Raw genomic sequence first — 20,720 nt, 5'->3', positions numbered from 1 at the left:
ATCTGTTGTTAAATCCGCATATTCTGTTGATGTTATGATTAATTGATATTTCCCTGCATTCGGGTTACTTCCTTGAACTATTTCCGCATCATCTGCCACCGTTTCTCCATCATCTTCTAAAAGCTGTGAAGATATTTCCATTTTTGAAGCATTGGTTAATTTACCACCTTCAGGAAGAGTTGTTTCTATTTCCATAGCTGCTACTTGAGCTTTAATTTCACTATCATTTAAACCAAGACCATCATATCTTTTCTTAATCAACGAATCGTCTAATTTTTGGTCTACATTAAATATTACATATTGTTTTAGATGAACATTAGAACCTGTCCCTACATCTTTAGCAAAAAATGTATCTGTTTTTATTGCTTCTCCTGTTTGTTTATCCAAAACATCTAAATCAACACTTACTTCTGCTCCTTTGTTTGTATCAGGTAACCAGAAATATAAATTCCCTTCACTGTCTGTATAAGAAGGAACACCATAATTATAATGAACACCGTTGATTTTCATATCAATATCATCAACTAATGTTGTTCCTACTTTATCAATCCCAAAGCTTTTTAGTGATATTTCTGTCATGAATACTTTTGTTGTTTTATCCATATCACCATATGCAACTGAACCTTCTATACTCTTAAATTTACTTGCTTTTAAAGAGCCTCCAAGAACGATAACATCAGCCTGAGTTCCACCTAAATCGAATCTTCCACTTCCTGCTTTCGGAATAACTGTTCCACCAGTAACTAGTATAGTGTATTTTTCACTTGTAGTATATGTATAACATCCATCACCAAAAGCATCACCATGAGTACCGCCGTTTGAATATGTTAATCCACCATTAATTGTAATATTACCACTCTTTGCTTTACCTGTACCTTTATCAACTACGGCAGGAGAAATATTAACAGGAGAAATAGAAGCAGATGTACAATATCCACCACCTACTCCGGCTGCATGATATGCTCCATTAGCTGTAATGATACCACTATTTATTGTAATATTACCGCCGGCAGCATAGTTACCTCCACCGATACCTGCACCAGCATTCGCTAAACTGTCTCCTGTTCCTGATGAAGAAGCTGTAATAAGACCACCATTAATAGTGATATTTCCACCATCTTCACCATTACCGCCACCAATACCGGCAGCGTAAGTTGAACCTGTTACATTTAAAGTCCCTACATTTGAGCTGTCTAATTTAGTAAGTCTATCACCTTTTTTAAGTTTTGTTCCATTTAATAATGTAACATCATTAGGTACTCTTCCAAGTTCTGGTACTATTTCATTTCCGTTTATATCTTTGTTAACTACTCCGTCATCTATAGTTAAGCTTGTTGTTTTACCACATCTTAATCCTGGATAAGATGATGCAGCTGAAACTAATGTATTCTCTGTTCCATCTGCAATAATAATACTTGCACTTGCACCTTCACCATCATTATTACTATCAGGAGTCAATGTAAAAGGAGCATTTGTTGTTGCTTTTATATTTACTCCCGCAAAAATTAAATTTGCACTTACATCTTCAGGAACAACAATTCTATTTGATGTTGCTGTAGCTATATTTGTATTCTTTATTGTAAGTTGTGTGCTTGTTAAAATGGTAAGAACACCGTCACTAAATGAATAATCTTTATCGATTGTTCCACCTTCAACAGTAAAATCACCTGTATCAACACTTTTTGCTAAAGGCGCTTTACTTGGTTTTGCACTCTCATTTGTTTTAGTGTCCTCATTTGTTTTTGTAGCTTCATTTTCTTCATTTAATGAATCATCGTTTGAAATAATTTCGTCATTATTACTTTCTTGATTGTCAATATCATTTTTTTCTTCTTCATTTGTCAATTCGTCATTCTCATTTGTATCAACATTATCCGTAACATTTTCTGAGTTGTTTATTTGTGAATTTACTTCACTTGCTTTTACAACATTAACAGATAAAATAGATGAAAAAAAGAATGAAAGAACCATAACAAATATTATGCCTTTTTCAATTTTACTAATTATGCCATTCTTGTTTTTCAATTGACTATCCTCCTAAATATATTCCCTCAAAACATTATTTATTTAAAATGCACATAAGTATAATTCTCCCCCCTATATACATTTCATATAATTATTTCTTATAAATAATATTTATACAGGCAATTCAAGTATATCATAATTAACAATATTTTACAATATTTTACATTATTTTCTTAATTTTAATAAAAAAAAAGCATACGAATATTCGTATGCCCTTTTTTTATTTTTTACTTTCAGCTTTAGCTTCAAATTTTTCTTTATTTATAATAAATCTTTCGTGAATTCCTTCACCTACTTTTTCTTTTTCATCAAAAGCTACAACGTTAAATACAAGTCTTCTTCTGTCAATTTCTATAAGCTCACATTCACATCTTACTTTCATTCCAAGTGGTGTTGCGGCAAGATGTTTAAAGTTTGCTAAAGTTCCAACAGTCGATTCCTCTTCACTCAGATATCCTTCTGCAAGTTTAAAGCAAGTTCCTTCCATAAGTAAAAGTAAATCAGGAGTTGAAAAAACCTTTGCGGCTCCACTTCCTTTTGAACATGCAAGATGTTCTTCTTTTACAACCATTTCTCTTTCATTTTTTAATCCGACAGTTAATTCTTTATTCATTTATATTGTCCTCTTCTTCATTGTTTTTTTCTTCTTCTCCCGGATATTTTCCTGTTTCAAATAAACTTGCAAATTCTTCTCCGGTTAGAGTTTCTTTTTTGATTAATTCGTTTGTGATAAGTTCAAGCTTATCTTTATTTTCAGCTAAAATATTAATAGCTTTTTCATGGCATTCGTTTATAATGTCTCTTACTTCTTTATCTATTGCACTGGCAACTTCTTCTCCGTAGTTTTTACTTCTTAAGAAGTCTCTTCCGATAAATACATCATCTTGTCCGCTGCCTAAGCATAAAGGTCCAAGTAAATCTGACATACCCCATTCGGTTACCATGCTTCTTGCAATTTTACTTGCTCTTTCAATATCATTTGAAGCACCTGTGCAAATATCATCAAGCATAACTTCTTCTGCCGCTCTACCACCAAGTAAACCGCAAATCATATCAAGAAGTTTACCTTTTGGCATATGAGAATTATCATTGTCAGGAAGCGAAATTGTATACCCTGCAGCCATTCCTCTTGGAATGATTGAAATTTCTCTTACTTCATCACATTGAGGAAGACTCTTCATTACAATTGCATGACCAGCTTCATGGGCAGCTGTAATTTTTTTATCTTCATCAGTAATAACCTTACTTTTCTTTTCGGGTCCTGCAATAACTCTTTTTATAGCTTCTTCTATGTCTTTCATAGAAACTTTCTTTTCTCTTTTTCTTGCAGCAAGCAAACTTGCTTCATTCATTACATTTTCAAGGTCTGCACCTGTAAATCCGGCAGTGCTTTTTGCAATAATGCTTAAATCAATATCATCTTCTAATGGTTTGCCTTTTGCATGAACTTTTAAGATATCTTCTCTACCTTTTACATCAGGAGGAGCTACAAGAATTTGTCTGTCAAATCTTCCAGGTCTAAGTATAGCAGGGTCTAATATATCAGCTCTATTTGTCGCTGCTATTATGATTATTCCTTCTTGATTTGAGAATCCGTCCATTTCAACCAATAGTTGGTTAAGAGTTTGTTCTCTTTCATCATTACCACCGCCAAGTCCGGCACCTCTGTGACGTCCAACGGCATCAATTTCGTCTATGAATACAATACATGGTGCATTTTTCTTTGCTGTTTCAAATAAATCTCTTACTCTGCTGGCACCAACACCTACAAACATTTCAACAAAATCAGAACCGCTTATGCTAAAGAACGGAACTTTTGCTTCCCCTGCAGTTGCTTTTGCAAGTAATGTTTTACCCGTTCCAGGAGGTCCTACAAGAAGAACACCTTTTGGAATTCTCGCTCCCAAATCAATGTATCTTTTTGGTGATCTTAAAAAGTCAACAACTTCTGCAAGTTCTTCTTTTTCTTCATCTGCACCTGCGACATCATCAAATGTATATTGTTTATCGCTTTTTGTATATAATTTTGCTTTACTCTTACCGAAAGACATAACTTTGCTTCCGCCCCCGCCTTGTTGAGAGAAGAAAACAAAAATTAAAAAGCCCATTAATCCAAGAGATACAAGAACCATTAAAATATTGGTCCAACCTGTTGAATTTGATATTTCATAATTAACATCGATTTCTCCCGGATTTGCTTTGATATAGTCTGTTAATAGACTGTCTAATTCAGATAAAGCAACATTTGATACTAAAATTGTATCACCGCTTTTTAATGTAGTTTCGGCACTTTGTTTATTTCTGTTTATGGTTATGCTTTTTACGTTATCGGCCTCTAAATTCTGAACAAGCTTACTGTATGAAGCCTTTTCCACTTTTGCATTTGAAAGCGGATTTACAGAACCTGTGACCATGCTTATAAGAAAATATACGCCAAATATAAGCACAACATATATAATTATGGTTCTAAATTTTTTATTGTTCAAATTTTCTGCTCCAATCCTTTCCTTTTAAATTAATTTTTATATTTTATCATACTTATTCATTATTAACAATAATTTAAGCAGATATTAACCCTTTTTAAGAATATATCTCTTCTTTTAAAATTCCGATATATTTTAAGTTTCTGTATTTATCGTTGTAGTCAAGTCCATAACCTACAACAAATTCATTTGGAATATAGAATCCATAGTAGTCAACAGGAACTTTTATTTCTTCTCTTCCTTTTTTAATAAGTAAAGAGCATACTTTTATACTCTTTGGCTTTCTTTCTTTTAGAATTCTTATTAAGTAATCCAAAGTTCTTCCTGTATCTAAAATATCTTCAACTATAAGAATATCTCTTCCTTCAATGTTTGTTGTTAAGTCTTTTACGATATTTACAACTCCCGAAGAACTTGTTCCTTCATAACTTGATACAGCCATAAAGTCCATATCAACAAAAGTATCTATTTCTCTTAGTAAATCACTTAAGAACATAACAGCCCCTCTTAAAACACAAATTACAAGTGGGTTTTTGTCTTTATAATCTTCTGTTAAAACTTTTCCAAGTTCTTCTACCTTTGCTTTAATTTCTTCTTCTGTAATTAAAACTTTTTTGATATCTTCTTTCATTTTTTTACCTCTCAATATTATAATGTATGTTTAATATATTTTTTGTATTTTTATCTGCCTTATATTTGTCACTTACTTCGTATCCTATTACAGCAACTATATTTTCTCCGTCAACTAAAAGAGGAATTTCATCCCTTTTTTCTCTTGGAATTTTCTTATCTATGAAATATTTTTTTAATTTCTTACTCCCCTCTAATCCAAAAGGATAAAACACATCTCCCTCTTTTCTTGTTCTTATAATAAGGTTATTTTTTATTTTATCATAATCAACGTATTTATCTTCAGTATTTTTTTCTAAAAATTTAATTTTTTTTAAATTAATTCTGTAATTATTTATTTGTGCTTTAAAATTATCTAAATTATCAACCTTAATATTTATTTTTTTATTTTGTATGTTATTTTCTTTTATTTTATATTCAAAATAAAGTTTTTCATATCTTCTCTTAACAACTATATCATTTGATATATTAAGATCAAATGTAGTTTTATTTTTTTGTATAAGTTCTATAATTTTATTAACATGTTTACTGCTTATATCTTTTGTAACCTTTATTGACCTTAACATATTAAACAATACCTGTTTTTTTACGGCTCTATTTAACTTTTCAAATTCATTTACATAAACATAAACAACATTGTTATCATGATAAATTTTTACGTTACTGCTAAGTTCATTAAGAAGTTCTTCAATTTCTTCAGCAACTAAAGAGAGCTCAAAAAAATGCATAAAGGCTTTATTGTTTATTTCTTTTAAGTGTGGTAAAACATTATGCCTTATATTGTTTCTGCTATAGTCTGTATCAAAATTCGTTTTATCCGTTACATATGATAGTTTATTATCTTCAATATAAGAAAGAATTTCATCTTTTGATAAAATAAGCATAGGTCTTATTATATTACCGTTTTTTACTCCAATACCTCTAAGTCCTCTTATACCGCTTCCTCTTACCATGTTTAAAATGATGCTTTCACTATGGTCAAGCAAATGATGTGCAGTTGCGGTTTTGTCTATTTTATTTTCTCTAGAAATCTCATTTATTAAATTATAACGAATATTTCTGCTTAATTCTTCGAGTCCTAAATTTTCTTCCTTTTGAATACTTGGAATATCTATACTCTTTAAAAATAATGTTACGCCATAATCACCACATAATTTTTTAACAAACATTTCATCATCTTTGGCTTCTTTTCTAATATTATGATTCAAATGAAAAGCAAAAAGTTCAAAAGACAAAGATAATTTAAGTTTATTTAAAATATGAAAAAGACAGACGGAATCACTTCCACCTGACAACGCAATCATTACTCTTTCATTTTTGTTTATTAAATTGTTATCAATGATAAATTGTTTTACTTTGTTTTCTATTCTCTTAGATAATTCCATATTAGTATTTTAAACAAGTACTCCCTAATTATCAAGGTTAAATCAATAAATATTATGCTATTATAAATTTTTATGCTATACTTAAAAAAAATATAATTTAAGATATTTATTTACAAATTATTTTAAACAATATGTATTATAAATATATTTATAAAAAACTTTATTATATTATGATTAAAAAAGTATTATATTATTGAAATTAACAATTTTTTTGTTAGAATATTAAATTCGAGAAACTTTTTTCTTAATAAAAAATTAATTAGGTCATAATATTTTCGTAATATTATTACGTTAAAATATTTACAATATTTATAATGAGCTGAGGTTTATAATGGGTAAAATTGTAGTAAAAAGAGCTGACGGCGAAATCATCAAAATTGATGAGAACGAAGCTTTGGGTGAACTTAGAAAAATAAGAGATAAGGAACAAAGAAGCCACAACAAAAAAAGACCAAGCCGTCCTAAAAGGAAACAAAGAAAAACAACCAATAGAAATAATGATCCAAAAAACAGAATTCCTGTTGACCAAAAAAGAAGAAAAAGAAGAAAAAAACCACAAAAGAAATGGAAAAGAAGACTTAAAAAAATTGCTATATTCATTTTAGTATTCTTAATAGTAGGTGCAGCTTTTGCATATTATCAAGTAAATCAAATATTTGCTAAGATGAATACTGTAGATTTCCCTACAAGCAATGAAGAACTAGGAATTTCTTCTTATGTGGAAGACTATTATGGATCACAGAGTAAATATATTAAAAATTATGCTTTATTTGGTGTAGACTCAAGAGGAGAAGAAAGCGGAAGAACAGACTCTTTAATGATATGCTCCGTTAACACAAAAACAGGAGAAATCTCTCTTACATCAATACTAAGAGACTCTTATATTCAAATTGCACAAACAGACGGACAAGACTATGGTTTTGATAAAATCAACGCTGCCCACTCTTACGGCGGCCCACTAATGACTGTTAAGACATTAAACGAAAACTTTGATTTAAACATAACTGATTATGTTGAAGTAAACTTTGAAGCCGTTGCGGATATTGTTGACGCTTTAGGCGGAATTACTTTGGATGTAAAAGAAGATGAAATAGAAAACTTAAATAAATTTATAAGAGAAAATAATACTCTTCTTGGAGGAACCCCTTCAAAAGAACTTACAACTGCAGGAGAACAAGTTCTTGACGGGAAACAAGCTTTATCATATTGTAGAATAAGATACGCAGGAAACGGAGATTACCAAAGAACTGCAAGACAAAGAATAGTAATGAATAAAATATATGAAAAACTTAAAAGCAGTAATTTATTAACTCAGAAAAAAGCATTGGAATCAGTTCTTCCATATATTACAACATCCCTTGAGCCAAATGACATGTGGCCAATATTAAGAGCATACTTTAAAAGCGAAGAAGGTCCAAAATCACAATCCCTTACTGATGAAAATATAGTAAAATCAGCAACAATAAACGGAGCATGGTGCCTTGTATTTGATACACTTAAATCAAATGTAGAATATCTTCATAAATTAATTTATGGAAGTGACTATACAGTTTCACCTACAGTAGAAGAAAGAAACAGTTCTTATGAAGAAAAAACTATGTATGTAACAAAATATGCAATAGATTCACAGGTTTATACTAAATAAAAGAGCAGATTATCTGCTCTTTTTTGATTTTTTTTATAAAAATAACTTTACAAAAAACCTTTTATAATGCTATAATTAGTGAACTGTGACGAAAAGTCGCATCCTTGGGAAAACAAGAAGTTTTCCCCATAAGTCCACAAGGAGGTGAAAGATATGAAAAAATATGAAACACTTTTCGCTATTAGACCTGACATGACTGAAGAAGAAATCAAAGGAATAATAGAAAGAATTCAAAACGTAATCAAAAACAACGGTGGAAACGTTGAAGAAGTTGAAGAATGGGGCATGAGAAAACTTGCTTACAAAATTAAAAACAAATACCGTGATGGATATTACACATTAATTAATTTTGAAGCTGAAAAATCTTGCTTAGATGAATTAAATCATACATTCAGAATTACAGAAGATATCTTAAGAGACATTATCGTTAAAAGATATTAATTAGGAGAATAAAATGCTAAACAAAGTAGTATTAATCGGTCGTCTAACAAGAGATCCTGAAACAAGAGTTTTATCTTCAGGTTCAAGTGTTAGCACATTTACGTTAGCAGTTGATAGAACATTTAAATCAAGAGACGGAGAAAGAGGCACAGACTTCATCCCTATCGTTGCATGGGGGAAAACCGCAGAACTTTGCGGACAATACTTAAGCAAAGGCAGACAAACAGCCGTTGCTGGTAGAATTCAAACAAGAAGTTATGATGCCAATGATGGCTCAAAAAGATATGTTACGGAAGTTGTTGCCGAAGAAGTTACATTTTTAGGTTCTAAAAATGACGGCATGAGCAGAAATAACAATAATTTCTCATCACCTGACAATGAATTCGGTGTTCCTATGGATGGATTCAGTGAAATGGATGATGACGATATGCCATTTTAATTAAATATTAAAAAAGGAGAAAAGCTATGGCTATGCAAAGACAAGGTGGTTCTAATGGCGGTTTCAGAAGAAGAAAAAAAGTTTGCTACTTCTGTGAAAACAAAATTGAACACATTGATTATAAAGATACAAAAGTTTTAAAGAAATATGTATCTGAAAGATACAAAATTTTACCTAGAAGAGTAACAGGAACTTGTGCAAAACATCAAAGAGGTGTTACTCAAGCTGTTAATATTGCAAGAAATGCTGCTTTATTACCATACACAGCTGAATAATTAAAAAATTAAGCATACCTTTGGGTATGCTTTTTTTATTTTTACAAAATCATTATATTATGATAAAATAACCCTTACAAATAAAAAAAGGAATTTAACATGGACAAATTAAATAAAAAAGACACAATATTAATAGGACTTACATTATTTTCAATGTTTTTCGGAGCAGGGAATTTAATATTTCCACCATACCTTGGAACAAACGCAGGGACAAATTTTCTACCTGCTTTTATTGGGTTTGTTCTAAGTGCAATAGGGCTTCCTGTACTGGCAGTTTATGCAGTCACAAAATCAGGAGGATTAAAACAATTAACAAATAGGGTTCATCCTGTTTTTTCTTTTGTTTTTATTCTAGTTCTATACCTTGCAATAGGACCTTGCCTTGCAATTCCAAGAACGGCAAGTACTTCATTTGAAATGGCTGTCTTACCTTTTTTTAATGTAAACAGCATTATACCAAGTATAATTTATTCCTTTATTTTTTTCCTAATTGCAGGCATTATTGCACAAAAACCGGAAAAACTAACGGAATATTTAGGTAAAAAACTTACACCTTGCCTGCTCTTTCTAATTTTTATAGTTTTTATAGGTGCATGTTTTACTTTGTTTGGCAATATAACGCAGCCAACAGATACATATAAAAATCTTTCATATGTAAAAGGTCTTATTGATGGATATCAAACAATGGACACCCTTGCGGCATTAAACTTCGGCATGATTATTTCAATGAATATAATCGAAAAAGGAATAAAAGATAGTAACAAAGTTACAAAATATACGATTAAAGCTGGATTTTTAGCAGGAATATTTCTTTTAATCATATATTTTATACTTGGAATAACGGGACTTTTTACGGGAATAAGTGGGCAAATGACAGAAAACGGAGCTCAAACTTTAACTTATGTAGTTTCTTTAATTTACGGTAAGGCAGGATTAATCATTCTTGCAATGATATTTGTTATAGCATGTTTAAATACTTGCATAGGACTTTTTAGCTGCTGCGGAACTTATTTTAATGAAACATTTCCGAAGCTTAGTTATAGAAGCTGGGTTATAATTTTTGCTCTTGTTTCTTTCTTAATCTCAATAATAGGTCTTACACCAATTTTAAAATATTCGGTTCCCGTACTTAATATTTTATACCCTGTATCAATTGTATTAATTATACTTGCATGTATAAATAAGAAAATAAGTAACAATAATATTGTATATCCACTTACAATATCAGTATGTTTAATAATAAGTATTTTAATAAACATACCTTTATTTTCAGGCTTAAGCAAAAATTTACCTTTTTATGATATAGGTTTTGCATGGATAGTGCCAACGCTTATTGCTTTTATATTGAGTTTAGCAATAAATAAGATAAAAAAATATAAGTTTTAGTAAGTTTAAAAGGAAAAATTTATCATAAAAAATTTAGAGTTAATTTTCTATGTATTTTTTGTATAAAATGTGATAATATATTATTAGATGTATTAAGGAGGATGGAGATTATGTCAAACGGAAAATTTTTAGCAGGATTAATAGTTGGAATAGCTGCAGGTATAGCTGCAAAATATGCTTACGACAACAAAGAAGAATTAATGGATATTGCCATTGATAATTATTATATTGCAAAAGATGAACTTTGCACATTTGCGCAACATTCACTTGAAAAAGCAGAAAAACTTTCTAAACAAGCAAAAGCAAGTGCTGATTTAGCTTTAAACACAGCTAAAGAAAGAATTGATGATGTTGCAAATTATGCAGATGAACAAATCGATGACTTAAAAGATATGGTTCAAGAAGCTAAAGAAGAAACTAAAAAAGAAAATCTTGATGATTTCGAATTAAAATTTGACGAAGAACTTTTATAATGGAGAATAAAATTAAATGATTATAAACCTTAGTCCCTTAGATATAGCCTTAATAATTGTGTGCGTTGTTTTGGTCGTATTAATTTTATATTTAATTGTAACCGTTAGCAAACTATCAAAAACAATGACTAAACTTAACGATGTACTAAGAGACGTGCAAACAGTTACCAGTGCAAATACAAACAAAATTAATTCAATAATTGAAAATGTTGAGGGAATAACAAGCGATGCAAAGGAGCTGACAAACAAAGTAAATAACTCTGTAAAAGGAATTGAAACAGCACTTAAAACACCGCTTGATGATCCAAATGGAATAATGCATAGTACGATGAAAATAAAACAATATTATTCCACCGCAAAAAACGTAATGTTTGCTGTAATGGTTGTTAAGGATTTTTTCCACATGAAAAAAAGAAAAAAAAGAAAAAGTAAATAATATCGTTGACATAAGGTTGTAGCTAAATAATCTCGTGAGATTGCTGCGGCCTTTTTGAATATTATCATCAAAAATAAAAGCAAAAGGAGAAAGACAAATGAAAACGTATAAAACCAAGGACATAAGAAACATTGCACTACTTGGCCATGGAGGCTCAGGTAAGACCTTGCTTGCAGAGGCTATGGCTCTTAAAGCAGGTCTAATAGAAAGACTTGGAAAAACAGAAGATGGAACAACAATTTCAGATTATGATTCGTGCGAACAAAGTAAACATAGTTCCATATCTACATCACTTATCCCTATAGAACACGGTGGCGTTAAAATTAATGTTCTAGATATTCCGGGATATTTTGATTACATAGGAGAACAATGCTCAGCTCTAAGAGTTGCTGATACTGCAGTAATAGTAGTTGACGCTGTAAGCGGAGTTCAAGTAGGAACAGAAAAAGCCTATGAAATGGCTGTTGAAAGAGGAATACCAATTGCCTTTGTAATCAATAAACTAGACAGAGAAAATGTAGATACACATAAAGTTATGGAAGAATTAAGAGCCCTTACAGGACCTAAGATTGTTCCATTCCAAATCCCTATCAACGAAGGAGTTGGTTTTAACAGCGTAGCTGATATTTTTGATAATAAGGCTTATACATACGAAAAAGGCAAAATGACAATTACGGATGTACCTGACTCTACAATTGAAAAATCAACAAAATATAAAGACATTATTTTTGAAATTGCTGCAACAACAGATGAAGAATTAATGGAAAAATATTTTGAAGATGAAGACGGAACGTTAACAGAGGCAGAATTACATTCAGGTGTTAAAACAGCAATAGCAAACGAGGAACTTATACCAGTATTTTGCGTAAGTGCTTTAAATGATATAGCTATCGATAAATTCTTAGATGCAATTGTATATAACTTCCCAACACCAATAGAAGCAAAAGCTGCAAAAGTTGACCAAGATGGTAAAGAAGCACAAAGACATTACGAAGATGATGCTCCACTTAGTGCTTTCGTATTTAAAACAATTGCTGACCCATTTGTTGGAAAACTTTCTTTATTCAAAGTTAAAAGTGGTATTTTAAAACCTGGTATGGAATTAAATAACACAACACAAGATAAAAAAGAAAAAATCGCAAAAGTATATACATTAATAGGTAAAAAGCAAGAAGAAGTTATGGAAATGCATCCTGGAGATATCGGTGCACTTGCAAAACTTGCATATACTAAAACATCAGATACTCTATGCGATCCTAAAGACCATATTAAGTTTAACCCAATTAACTTCCCTCAATCTATTATCTTTACAGGTATTGAACCTAAATCAAGAGGAGATGAAGATAAACTTTCAACAGGTCTTAATAAACTAAGAGAAGAAGACCCAACAATTGTTGTTAAAAGAGATGATGAAACACACCAAAACGTACTTTACGGTATGGGAGAAACACATCTTGAAGTTGTTAAAGAAAAACTTAAAAATAAATTTGGCATAGAAGTTGTATTAACTCCACCTATTATACCTTACAGAGAAACAATAAAGAAAAAAGCAACTGCTGAAGGTAAACATAAAAAACAATCAGGTGGTAGAGGTCAATTTGGTGTTGTAAACATTGATTTTGAACCTACATATAATCTTGAAGATGATTTAGTATTTGTAGATGCTGTCGTAGGCGGTGCAGTTCCAAGAAACTTCATTCCTGCTGTAGAAAAAGGATTAAGAGAATGTATAGAACATGGTGTTCTAGCAGGATATCCTGTTGTTGGTCTTAAAGCTACATTGTTTGACGGAAAATTCCATCCTGTAGATTCAGACGAAATGAGCTTTAAAATGGCTGCAAGCATAGCTTATAAACAAGGTATGGCATCTGCTGATCCTGTACTTCTTGAACCTATTTATAAAGTTGAAATTACAATTCCTGATGATAACACAGGAGATGTAATGGGAGACTTAAATAAGAAGAGAGGTAGAGTTCTTGGAATGGATCCTGTAGGAAATGGCAAAACAATGATTACTGCTGAAGTTCCTTTAGGAGAAATGTTTAAGTACGCAACAGAACTTCGCTCAATGACTCAAGCAAGAGGGTCTTTCACAATGGAATATGAAAGATATGATGAAGTTCCTCAAATGGCAAGCGCTAAAATAATTGAAGAAGCGAATGCAAGAAAAGAAGCTAAAAAATAATATTTAAAATAAAAAGAAACATCTAAATATTAGATGTTTCTTTTTTTATAACATTAATACACATAAAATCTATTATAATATCTAATTTATTTTTTATATTTCCCTTCCGTAAATACACAAGAAATAATAAGTCCTATCACCCAAAAGGGCATTAATAAAATTGATAAAAACGAATACTTTGAATTTTGAGAAAATAAAACTATAGGTGATAAAATAGGTAAAAGAAGCAAAGCAAAAATAATAAATATTTTACCAATAGCCTTATTATATCCTCTTATATTTTTTACATTTGGTAGTTTTTTTGTATTTGATAAATACTGTATAGGTTTATCTTTTGTATTAATCATTGAAATTCCAATTATAACAAATATTAAAACTACAATTAAAACAATCCCTAAAGCTATTACATTTTCCATATTATTATTCTCCTATCTTGTTGCAATTAATTTATTTTATTTTTATAATATATTATTATACATAAAGGAGATTTATTTTGAAAGTATTATTACATTCATGTTGTGCCCCATGCTCAATAATGTGCATTGATACACTTAGAAAAGAAAATATAGAACCAACTTGTTTTTGGTATAATCCAAATATTCATCCTTTTAATGAATATAAAAAAAGAAAAAAAACACTTATTGATTACACTGAAAGCATTAATATAAAACTTATTATAGAAAACGAATATGGACTTAGAGAGTTTATTGATAATATTTACCCTAATTTTGATAACAGATGTGGTGTATGCTATAATATGCGTCTTTTTGAAACAGCAAGATACGCAAAAGAAAACGGATTTGACGCATTTTCTACAACTCTTTTAATTAGTCCTTTTCAAGACCATAATTTAATTTGCTCTATTGCAAAAGCTGCAGCAAAAAAATATAATGTTGAATTTCTATATAGAGATTTTAGACCATATTTTAATGAAGGGCAAGAAAAAGCCATAAGCCTCGGTTTATACAGACAAAACTACTGTGGATGTATTTTTAGCGAAGAAGAAAGATTTTCTAAAAAGAGAAGAAGAGAACTTATTAATAAACAAAAGGAATCACAAGAAAATAAGTAAAAAGACAGCCTAAGCTGTCTTTTTATTTTTATTAATAATTTGCTACATCTGTAATATCAAATTTATCATAGTCTAAATCTTCACAGAATAATGTTGCTAAAGCAATTGCACTGTCTATTGAAGTAACTATGCTTACTCCACATTCAACAGCACATCTTCTTATCTTAAATCCGTCTGTTTCTGAATCTGATGAGCTTTGAGGAGTATTGATTATTAAATCAATTTTATGATTTTTAATTACATCAAGAATACCAAGTTCTTTATGTTCTCCTTCGTAACCAATCTTATACACTTCAGTAACATTTTCTACACCATGTTCTTCCATGTATTTCTTTGTATTTCCTGTTGCAAAGAATTCATATCCAATATCAGACATCTTTTTAAGAGATTCAATAAGTTCTTCTTTACTTTCATCATTTAAAGAAATAAGAAGTTTTCTTTTTCTTCTGCTTAAATCAAATCCTGCTGCAAGGAAACCTTTGTATAATGCTTCAAGGTAATTTTTACTTACACCAAGTACTTCACCTGTTGAACGCATTTCTGGTCCAAGGCTTACTTCAACGTTTGGAAGTTTTTCTGTTGAGAATACAGGTACTTTAATTCCATAATTTTCACTGTCTTTATATACATAACTTCCATATCCCATTTCTTTAATGCAAGGACCAAACATAGATCTTACTGCCATTTCAAGAATAGGAACGTTTGTAATCTTTGTAATATATGGTACTGTTCTACTTGAACGAGGGTTAACTTCGATTACATAAAGTTCGTCTTTGAATACGATAAATTGGATATTTATCATACCTCTTACATCAAGTTCAAGAGCAATTTTTCTTGTATAGTCATATAATGTTTCTTTTATTTTATCACTTACATGAATTGTTGGATAAATTGTTACGCTGTCTCCTGAGTGAACCCCTGCTCTGTCAAGATGTTCCATGATACCAGGAACGAAAACATCTTCACCATCGCATACTGCATCAACTTCAAGTTCAAGACCATATAAATATTTATCAATAAGAACAGGATTTTTAGGGTCTTCTTTGATTGCGTTTGTTAGATATTTAACAAGACTTTCTTCGTCGTGGCAAATCATCATACCTCTACCACCAAGAACATATGAAGGTCTTACAAGTACAGGATATTCAATTTTATTTGCAGTTTCGATACCTTCTTCAACTGTAAATACACCTTTACCTGTTGGTTGTTTTACACCAAGTTTTGTAAGCATTTCTTCAAATCTTTCTCTATCTTCTGCTCTGTCGATACTATCCGGAGAAGTTCCAAGAATTGGAATATTTTCTCTTACGCACATTTCTGCAAGTTTAATTGCTGTTTGTCCACCGAATTGTAAAATTACTCCGTCAGGTTTTTCTTTATTGTAAATGTTAAGCACATCTTCATCTGTTAATGGTTCAAAATAAAGTTTATCTGAAATGTCGAAGTCTGTACTTACAGTTTCAGGGTTGTTGTTTACAACTATTGTTTCTATTCCAAGTTGTTTTAAGGCATATACACAATGTACTGAGCTGTAGTCAAATTCGATACCTTGACCGATTCTAATTGGACCTGAACCGATAACCATAACTTTCTTTTTATCTGTTACTACTACTTCATCTTCCGTATCATATGTTGAGTAATAATATGGAGTATTTGCTTCAAATTCTCCTGCACATGTATCAACCATTTTATATACAGGATTAATATTCCACATTTGTCTCATTTCATAAATATCTTTTTCTCTAACACCCATTAAGAAACTTATACCTTTATCTGAGAAGCCTTTTTTCTTTAAGTCAAGAAGTTCTTCTCTTGTTAAAGTTTCTAATGTTAATGTTTTTAAATGTTCTTCTCTTTTTACAATTTCATTGATTTTATTTACAAAGAATAAATCAATACCTGTTATTTTACTTACTTGTGTTACAGAATATTTCATTCTAAGCATTTGAGCAAGAACAAAAATCCTTTCATCATCAGCTTTAAATACTCTATGTCTAAGTTCTTTTATAGGAATATCATTTACTTTATCGTGTACTAAAGTATGTTTCTTAATTTCAAGAGAACGTATAGCTTTTAAGAATGCTTCTTCAAAAGTTCTACCTATAGCCATTACTTCTCCTGTAGCCATCATTTTTGTACCTAAATCTCTTTTTGCATTTAAAAACTTATCAAAAGGCCATTTAGGAATTTTTACTACAACATAGTCAAGAGCAGGTTCAAAACATGCATAAGTTTCTTTTGTAACTGCATTTTTAATTTCATCAAGATAATATCCTAGAGCAATTTTAGCTGAAACTTTAGCAATAGGATAACCTGCAGCTTTTGATGCAAGAGCTGAAGAACGAGAAACTCTTGGGTTAATTTCAATAATTGCATATTCCATACTGTCTGGATGAAGGGCAATTTGTACGTTACATCCACCTTCAATACCTACTGCATTAATTATATCTATAGATGCTGTTCTTAGCATTTGATATTCTTTATCTGAAAGGGTTTGACTTGGAGCAACAACAATACTGTCTCCTGTATGGATACCTACAGGGTCGATATTTTCCATATTACAAATTGTAATACAAGTACCTTTTGCGTCTCTCATTACTTCGTATTCAATTTCTTTCCAGTTTTTAATACTCTTTTCAATTAAAACCTGAGTAGTCATTGATAAAGCAAGACCGCTTTCTGCAATTTTTAAAAGCTCTTCTTCATTATTAACGATACCGCCGCCTGTACCGCCAAGTGTATAAGCAGGTCTTACAACAACCGGATAACCTATTTCTAAAGCTGCTTTTTTCGCATCTTCCAAAGTATTTACGATTCTACTTTCAATTATAGGTTGTCCAATTTCTTTCATTAACTTTCTGAACTCATCCCTATCTTCGCCTTTGATAATTCCCTCAATACTTGTACCTATTACTTTTACTCCGTATTTATCAAGAATACCTTTATTGTGAAGCTCCATTGTCATATTAAGAGCAGTTTGACCACCCATACCTCCAATGATTGAATCCGGTCTTTCTTTCGCAATAATTTTTTCCAAAGATTCTACATTCAAAGGTTCAATATATACTTTATCAGCAGTTTGTTTATCTGTCATTATTGTTGCAGGGTTAGAGTTTACAAGTACAACTTCAACACCTTCTTCTTTTAATGCTTCACAGGCCTGTGTTCCTGAATAGTCAAATTCTGCAGCTTGACCGATAATAATAGGACCAGAACCTATAACCAATACTTTCTTTATATCATCTTTTTTTGGCATTTGTACATTCCTCCTATTCTATTACCTTTAAAAATTCGTCAAAAATATGAACGCCTTCATAAGGACCAGGACAAGCTTCAGGATGGAATTGAATTGTATATATTTTCTTATCCTTACATCTCATTCCTTCTATACTTCCGTCATTTATATTTCTATAAGTAACTTCTACACCTTCAGGTAATTCATCTACTACATAACCATGGTTTTGACTTGTCATAAATACTTTTTCATTATCTAAATTTTTTACAGGATGGTTTCCACCTCTGTGACCAAATTTAAGTTTTGAAGTCTTTCCTCCAAGAGCAAGAGATGCTAACTGATGTCCAAGACAAATTCCTATTATAGGAAGTTTTCCTATTAATTTTTTAATTTCTTCAACACATTCAGGTAAATCAGCAGGGTCTCCAGGTCCGTTTGATAAAAATACGGCATCAGGATTCATTTTTAATATATCTTCCGCCTTTGTATCAAAAGGAACTACAGTTAAATTTACACCTCTTTGTTTAAACATATTGATAATATTTGCTTTTATACCATAATCTATTGCAACAATATGTTTTCCATCCTTATCACCTTCAACTTCAAAAGGAGCAGAAGTTGAAACACTGAATACACTTTTTGAATTATCAAATTCATCAAGTATTTCAATAAGTTTTGTTTTTGGCATCATATGAGTTGTAATCATACCTCTCATAACACCTTCATTTCTAAGTACTTTTGTAAGCATTCTTGTATCTACACCACTTATTGCTGTTATATCTTCACTTTCCAAATAATCGGGAAGAGTCATTTCATTATTGAAATTGTTTGGTTTATTGCTTACTTCCTTTACAATAAATCCTCTTGCCTTACAACAAGCAGATTGTTCATAATCAAAATTAACCCCATAATTACCGATTAAAGGATATGTCATTGTTACTATTTGACCATAATATGAAGGATCTGTAAGGATTTCTTGATAACCTGTCATAGATGTGTTAAATACAACTTCACCTATTACTTTTTCTTCTATCTTACCGAAAAGTTCACCTTCAAAAGTCATTCCATTTTCAAGTTGTAAGTATCCTTTCATCTTCTAACCTCTTTATTTAGTTTTTTTAAAATCTCTGCTGCCCGGTTTTACAAGTTCAATTTTTCCTTCTTTGCAAAGTGGACATTCTTCACTATCATAAGAAACAATGTTAAGTCTTATTGCAGAATAAATAGGAAGTGGGAAATTAAGATCATCACTTGTTCTATTTACTATTGAACATACCCCAACAACTTCAGCTCCCATATCTTCTAAAACTTTTACTGTTTCAAGTGTACTTTTACCTGTTGTAATAACATCTTCACTTATTAAGACTTTATCGCCTTTTCCTACAGTGAACCCTCTTCTAAGTTCCATGTTACCGTCTTTTCTTTCTGTAAAGATACTTTCTATTCCAAGTTGTCTTCCAAGTTCGTAAGAAACTATAACACCGCCCATTGCAGGTCCGCATATTTTTGTAATACCTAAATCTTTTACTTGTTCAGCAACATCTTTTAATACTTCTGCTGCTTTATCAGGAAATCTTAAAAGTTTTGCACATTGTACATATTGATTTGAATGTCTTCCTGATGAAAGTAGAAAATGACCTTCTAAAAATGCTTCAGTTTCTTTTAAAATTTCTTTTACTCTTTGTTCACTCATTACATACTCTCCTTTATACTATACCTATAAGTTCACTTATATTGTTTATATTATTATTTTTTAAATATTTATCTAAATCATCTCTTATTTCAAGCATTACCATAGGATTTGCAAAAATTGCACTTCCAACTCCTACCAAAGTTGCTCCTGCCATTACAAATTCAAGAGCATCTTTATAATTGCTTACTCCTCCGTAAGCCAATATAGGAATGTTTATTTCCTTAGCAACTTGATGTACCATTCTAAGAGCAATAGGTTTTATTGCACTTCCTGACAAACCTGCATATACATTGTCAAATACAGGTTTTTTCTTATTTATATCAATAGCCATTGCAAGAAATGTATTTGTTAAGCTTACAGCATCAGCACCACCGTCTTCTACTGCTTTTGCAACATCTGTAACACTTGGTGCGTTTGGCGATAATTTAACGATAATAGGATGTTTTGATTTTTCCTTTACCGACTTTGTAATATCATACGCACTTGCTGAATGCATACAAAAAGCCATTCCACCTTCCTTAACATTTGGACATGAAATGTTAAGCTCTATAAAATCAAGTTCTTGTTCATTTAAAAGCTCTATTCCATCAAGAAAATCTTCCTTGCTGTGAGCCCCAAAGTTTACTATAACCCTGCTGCCGGTAGAATTCATATATCCAAGTTCGTTTTCTATAAAACTTTTAACACCGGGATTTTCAAGTCCGATACTGTTTATTACCCCGCTTGGAGTTTCCCAAATTCTAACTCCGGTATTACCGGGTTGAGGATTTAAAGTAAGACCTTTTGAACATATACCGCCAATTTCTTTTACATCAAAAAACTCGCTGTATTCTCGTCCAAAACCAAAAGTTCCGCTTGCGGCAACTAAAGGATTACTAAATTCTTTACCTAAAAAATTTACTTTTAATCTATCCATT

Annotated in this window: 18 protein-coding genes and 1 pseudogene; 9 read left to right on the top strand and 10 right to left on the bottom strand. The window is 31.0% G+C overall.

What is annotated here, in order from left to right; genetic code table 11:
• From V2W16_RS05235 to tilS, 5 genes and pseudogenes are all read right to left on the bottom strand, one after another.
• Positions 1–2,025: pseudogene (locus V2W16_RS05235) on the bottom strand (hypothetical protein); the annotation flags it as partial.
• A 220-nt stretch (positions 2,026–2,245) separates the two neighbouring features.
• Complete coding sequence (locus V2W16_RS05230; protein ID WP_329382596.1) at positions 2,246–2,638, bottom strand: thioesterase family protein; 393 nt, start codon at positions 2,636–2,638, stop codon at positions 2,246–2,248.
• Positions 2,631–4,511: an ATP-dependent zinc metalloprotease FtsH gene (ftsH, locus tag V2W16_RS05225; protein WP_171020542.1), complete on the bottom strand. Its 1,881-nt coding sequence runs from the start codon at positions 4,509–4,511 to the stop codon at positions 2,631–2,633. Before ftsH ends, V2W16_RS05230 begins: the two co-directional genes overlap by 8 nt.
• Positions 4,512–4,605: 94 nt before the next feature.
• On the bottom strand, positions 4,606–5,139 hold the full coding sequence (gene hpt / locus V2W16_RS05220) for a hypoxanthine phosphoribosyltransferase (RefSeq protein ID WP_329382593.1): 534 nt from the start codon (positions 5,137–5,139) through the stop codon (positions 4,606–4,608).
• A gap of 4 nt (positions 5,140–5,143) precedes the next feature.
• Positions 5,144–6,523, bottom strand: a complete 1,380-nt coding sequence (gene tilS, locus V2W16_RS05215; protein ID WP_329382590.1) for a tRNA lysidine(34) synthetase TilS — start codon at positions 6,521–6,523, stop codon at positions 5,144–5,146.
• Between the two features lie 331 nt (positions 6,524–6,854).
• Between tilS and V2W16_RS05210 the strand changes: the two genes are divergently transcribed.
• From V2W16_RS05210 to fusA, 8 genes are all read left to right on the top strand, one after another.
• The gene (locus V2W16_RS05210; RefSeq protein WP_329382587.1) at positions 6,855–8,168 is read left to right on the top strand and encodes an LCP family protein; all 1,314 of its coding nucleotides are present in this window, start codon (positions 6,855–6,857) and stop codon (positions 8,166–8,168) included.
• 153 nt (positions 8,169–8,321) lie between these two features.
• Positions 8,322–8,609, top strand: a complete 288-nt coding sequence (rpsF, locus tag V2W16_RS05205) for a 30S ribosomal protein S6 (RefSeq protein ID WP_329382584.1) — start codon at positions 8,322–8,324, stop codon at positions 8,607–8,609.
• Between the two features lie 13 nt (positions 8,610–8,622).
• On the top strand, positions 8,623–9,048 hold the full coding sequence (locus V2W16_RS05200; protein WP_138267979.1) for a single-stranded DNA-binding protein: 426 nt from the start codon (positions 8,623–8,625) through the stop codon (positions 9,046–9,048).
• A 32-nt stretch (positions 9,049–9,080) separates the two neighbouring features.
• Positions 9,081–9,323 carry a 30S ribosomal protein S18 gene (gene rpsR, locus V2W16_RS05195; RefSeq protein WP_305883224.1) on the top strand — a complete coding sequence of 81 codons (243 nt, stop codon included), beginning with the start codon at positions 9,081–9,083 and terminating at the stop codon, positions 9,321–9,323.
• Between the two features lie 99 nt (positions 9,324–9,422).
• On the top strand, positions 9,423–10,709 hold the full coding sequence (gene brnQ, locus V2W16_RS05190; RefSeq protein ID WP_329382579.1) for a branched-chain amino acid transport system II carrier protein: 1,287 nt from the start codon (positions 9,423–9,425) through the stop codon (positions 10,707–10,709).
• Between the two features lie 110 nt (positions 10,710–10,819).
• On the top strand, positions 10,820–11,182 hold the full coding sequence (locus V2W16_RS05185) for a hypothetical protein (protein ID WP_138267976.1): 363 nt from the start codon (positions 10,820–10,822) through the stop codon (positions 11,180–11,182).
• 16 nt (positions 11,183–11,198) lie between these two features.
• The gene (locus V2W16_RS05180) at positions 11,199–11,618 is read left to right on the top strand and encodes a hypothetical protein (RefSeq protein ID WP_329382576.1); all 420 of its coding nucleotides are present in this window, start codon (positions 11,199–11,201) and stop codon (positions 11,616–11,618) included.
• Positions 11,619–11,715: 97 nt separating this feature from the next.
• Positions 11,716–13,803 carry an elongation factor G gene (gene fusA, locus V2W16_RS05175; RefSeq protein ID WP_329382572.1) on the top strand — a complete coding sequence of 696 codons (2,088 nt, stop codon included), beginning with the start codon at positions 11,716–11,718 and terminating at the stop codon, positions 13,801–13,803.
• A gap of 86 nt (positions 13,804–13,889) precedes the next feature.
• Here fusA and V2W16_RS05170 read toward each other — a convergent pair whose 3' ends face one another.
• Complete coding sequence (locus tag V2W16_RS05170) at positions 13,890–14,219, bottom strand: hypothetical protein (RefSeq protein ID WP_329382569.1); 330 nt, start codon at positions 14,217–14,219, stop codon at positions 13,890–13,892.
• A 77-nt stretch (positions 14,220–14,296) separates the two neighbouring features.
• Between V2W16_RS05170 and V2W16_RS05165 the strand changes: the two genes are divergently transcribed.
• Positions 14,297–14,875 carry an epoxyqueuosine reductase QueH gene (locus V2W16_RS05165; protein ID WP_329382566.1) on the top strand — a complete coding sequence of 193 codons (579 nt, stop codon included), beginning with the start codon at positions 14,297–14,299 and terminating at the stop codon, positions 14,873–14,875.
• A gap of 31 nt (positions 14,876–14,906) precedes the next feature.
• Here the strand turns inward: V2W16_RS05165 and carB are convergent, their stop codons facing one another.
• From carB to V2W16_RS05145, 4 genes are read right to left on the bottom strand one after another with little or no spacing between them, the layout of a single operon-like run.
• Positions 14,907–18,131, bottom strand: coding sequence for a carbamoyl-phosphate synthase large subunit (gene carB, locus V2W16_RS05160; RefSeq protein ID WP_329382563.1), 3,225 nt, complete (start codon positions 18,129–18,131; stop codon positions 14,907–14,909).
• 13 nt (positions 18,132–18,144) lie between these two features.
• Entirely contained in the window at positions 18,145–19,203 is a 1,059-nt protein-coding gene (locus V2W16_RS05155) for a carbamoyl phosphate synthase small subunit (protein ID WP_138267970.1), read from the bottom strand.
• Between the two features lie 12 nt (positions 19,204–19,215).
• Positions 19,216–19,803 (bottom strand): orotate phosphoribosyltransferase, encoded by a 588-nt coding sequence (gene pyrE / locus V2W16_RS05150; RefSeq protein ID WP_138267969.1) that lies wholly within the window; start codon positions 19,801–19,803, stop codon positions 19,216–19,218.
• Between the two features lie 13 nt (positions 19,804–19,816).
• Entirely contained in the window at positions 19,817–20,719 is a 903-nt protein-coding gene (locus tag V2W16_RS05145; RefSeq protein WP_329382558.1) for a dihydroorotate dehydrogenase, read from the bottom strand.
• Position 20,720: the final 1 nt, after the last annotated feature.

Origin of the sequence: Anaerofustis butyriciformans (assembly GCF_036289385.1) — a bacterium.
GTDB lineage: Bacteria > Bacillota > Clostridia > Eubacteriales > Anaerofustaceae > Anaerofustis > Anaerofustis butyriciformans.
Note: the sequence above shows the minus strand (reverse complement) of the source record. Positions and strands in the feature narration are given on the sequence as shown.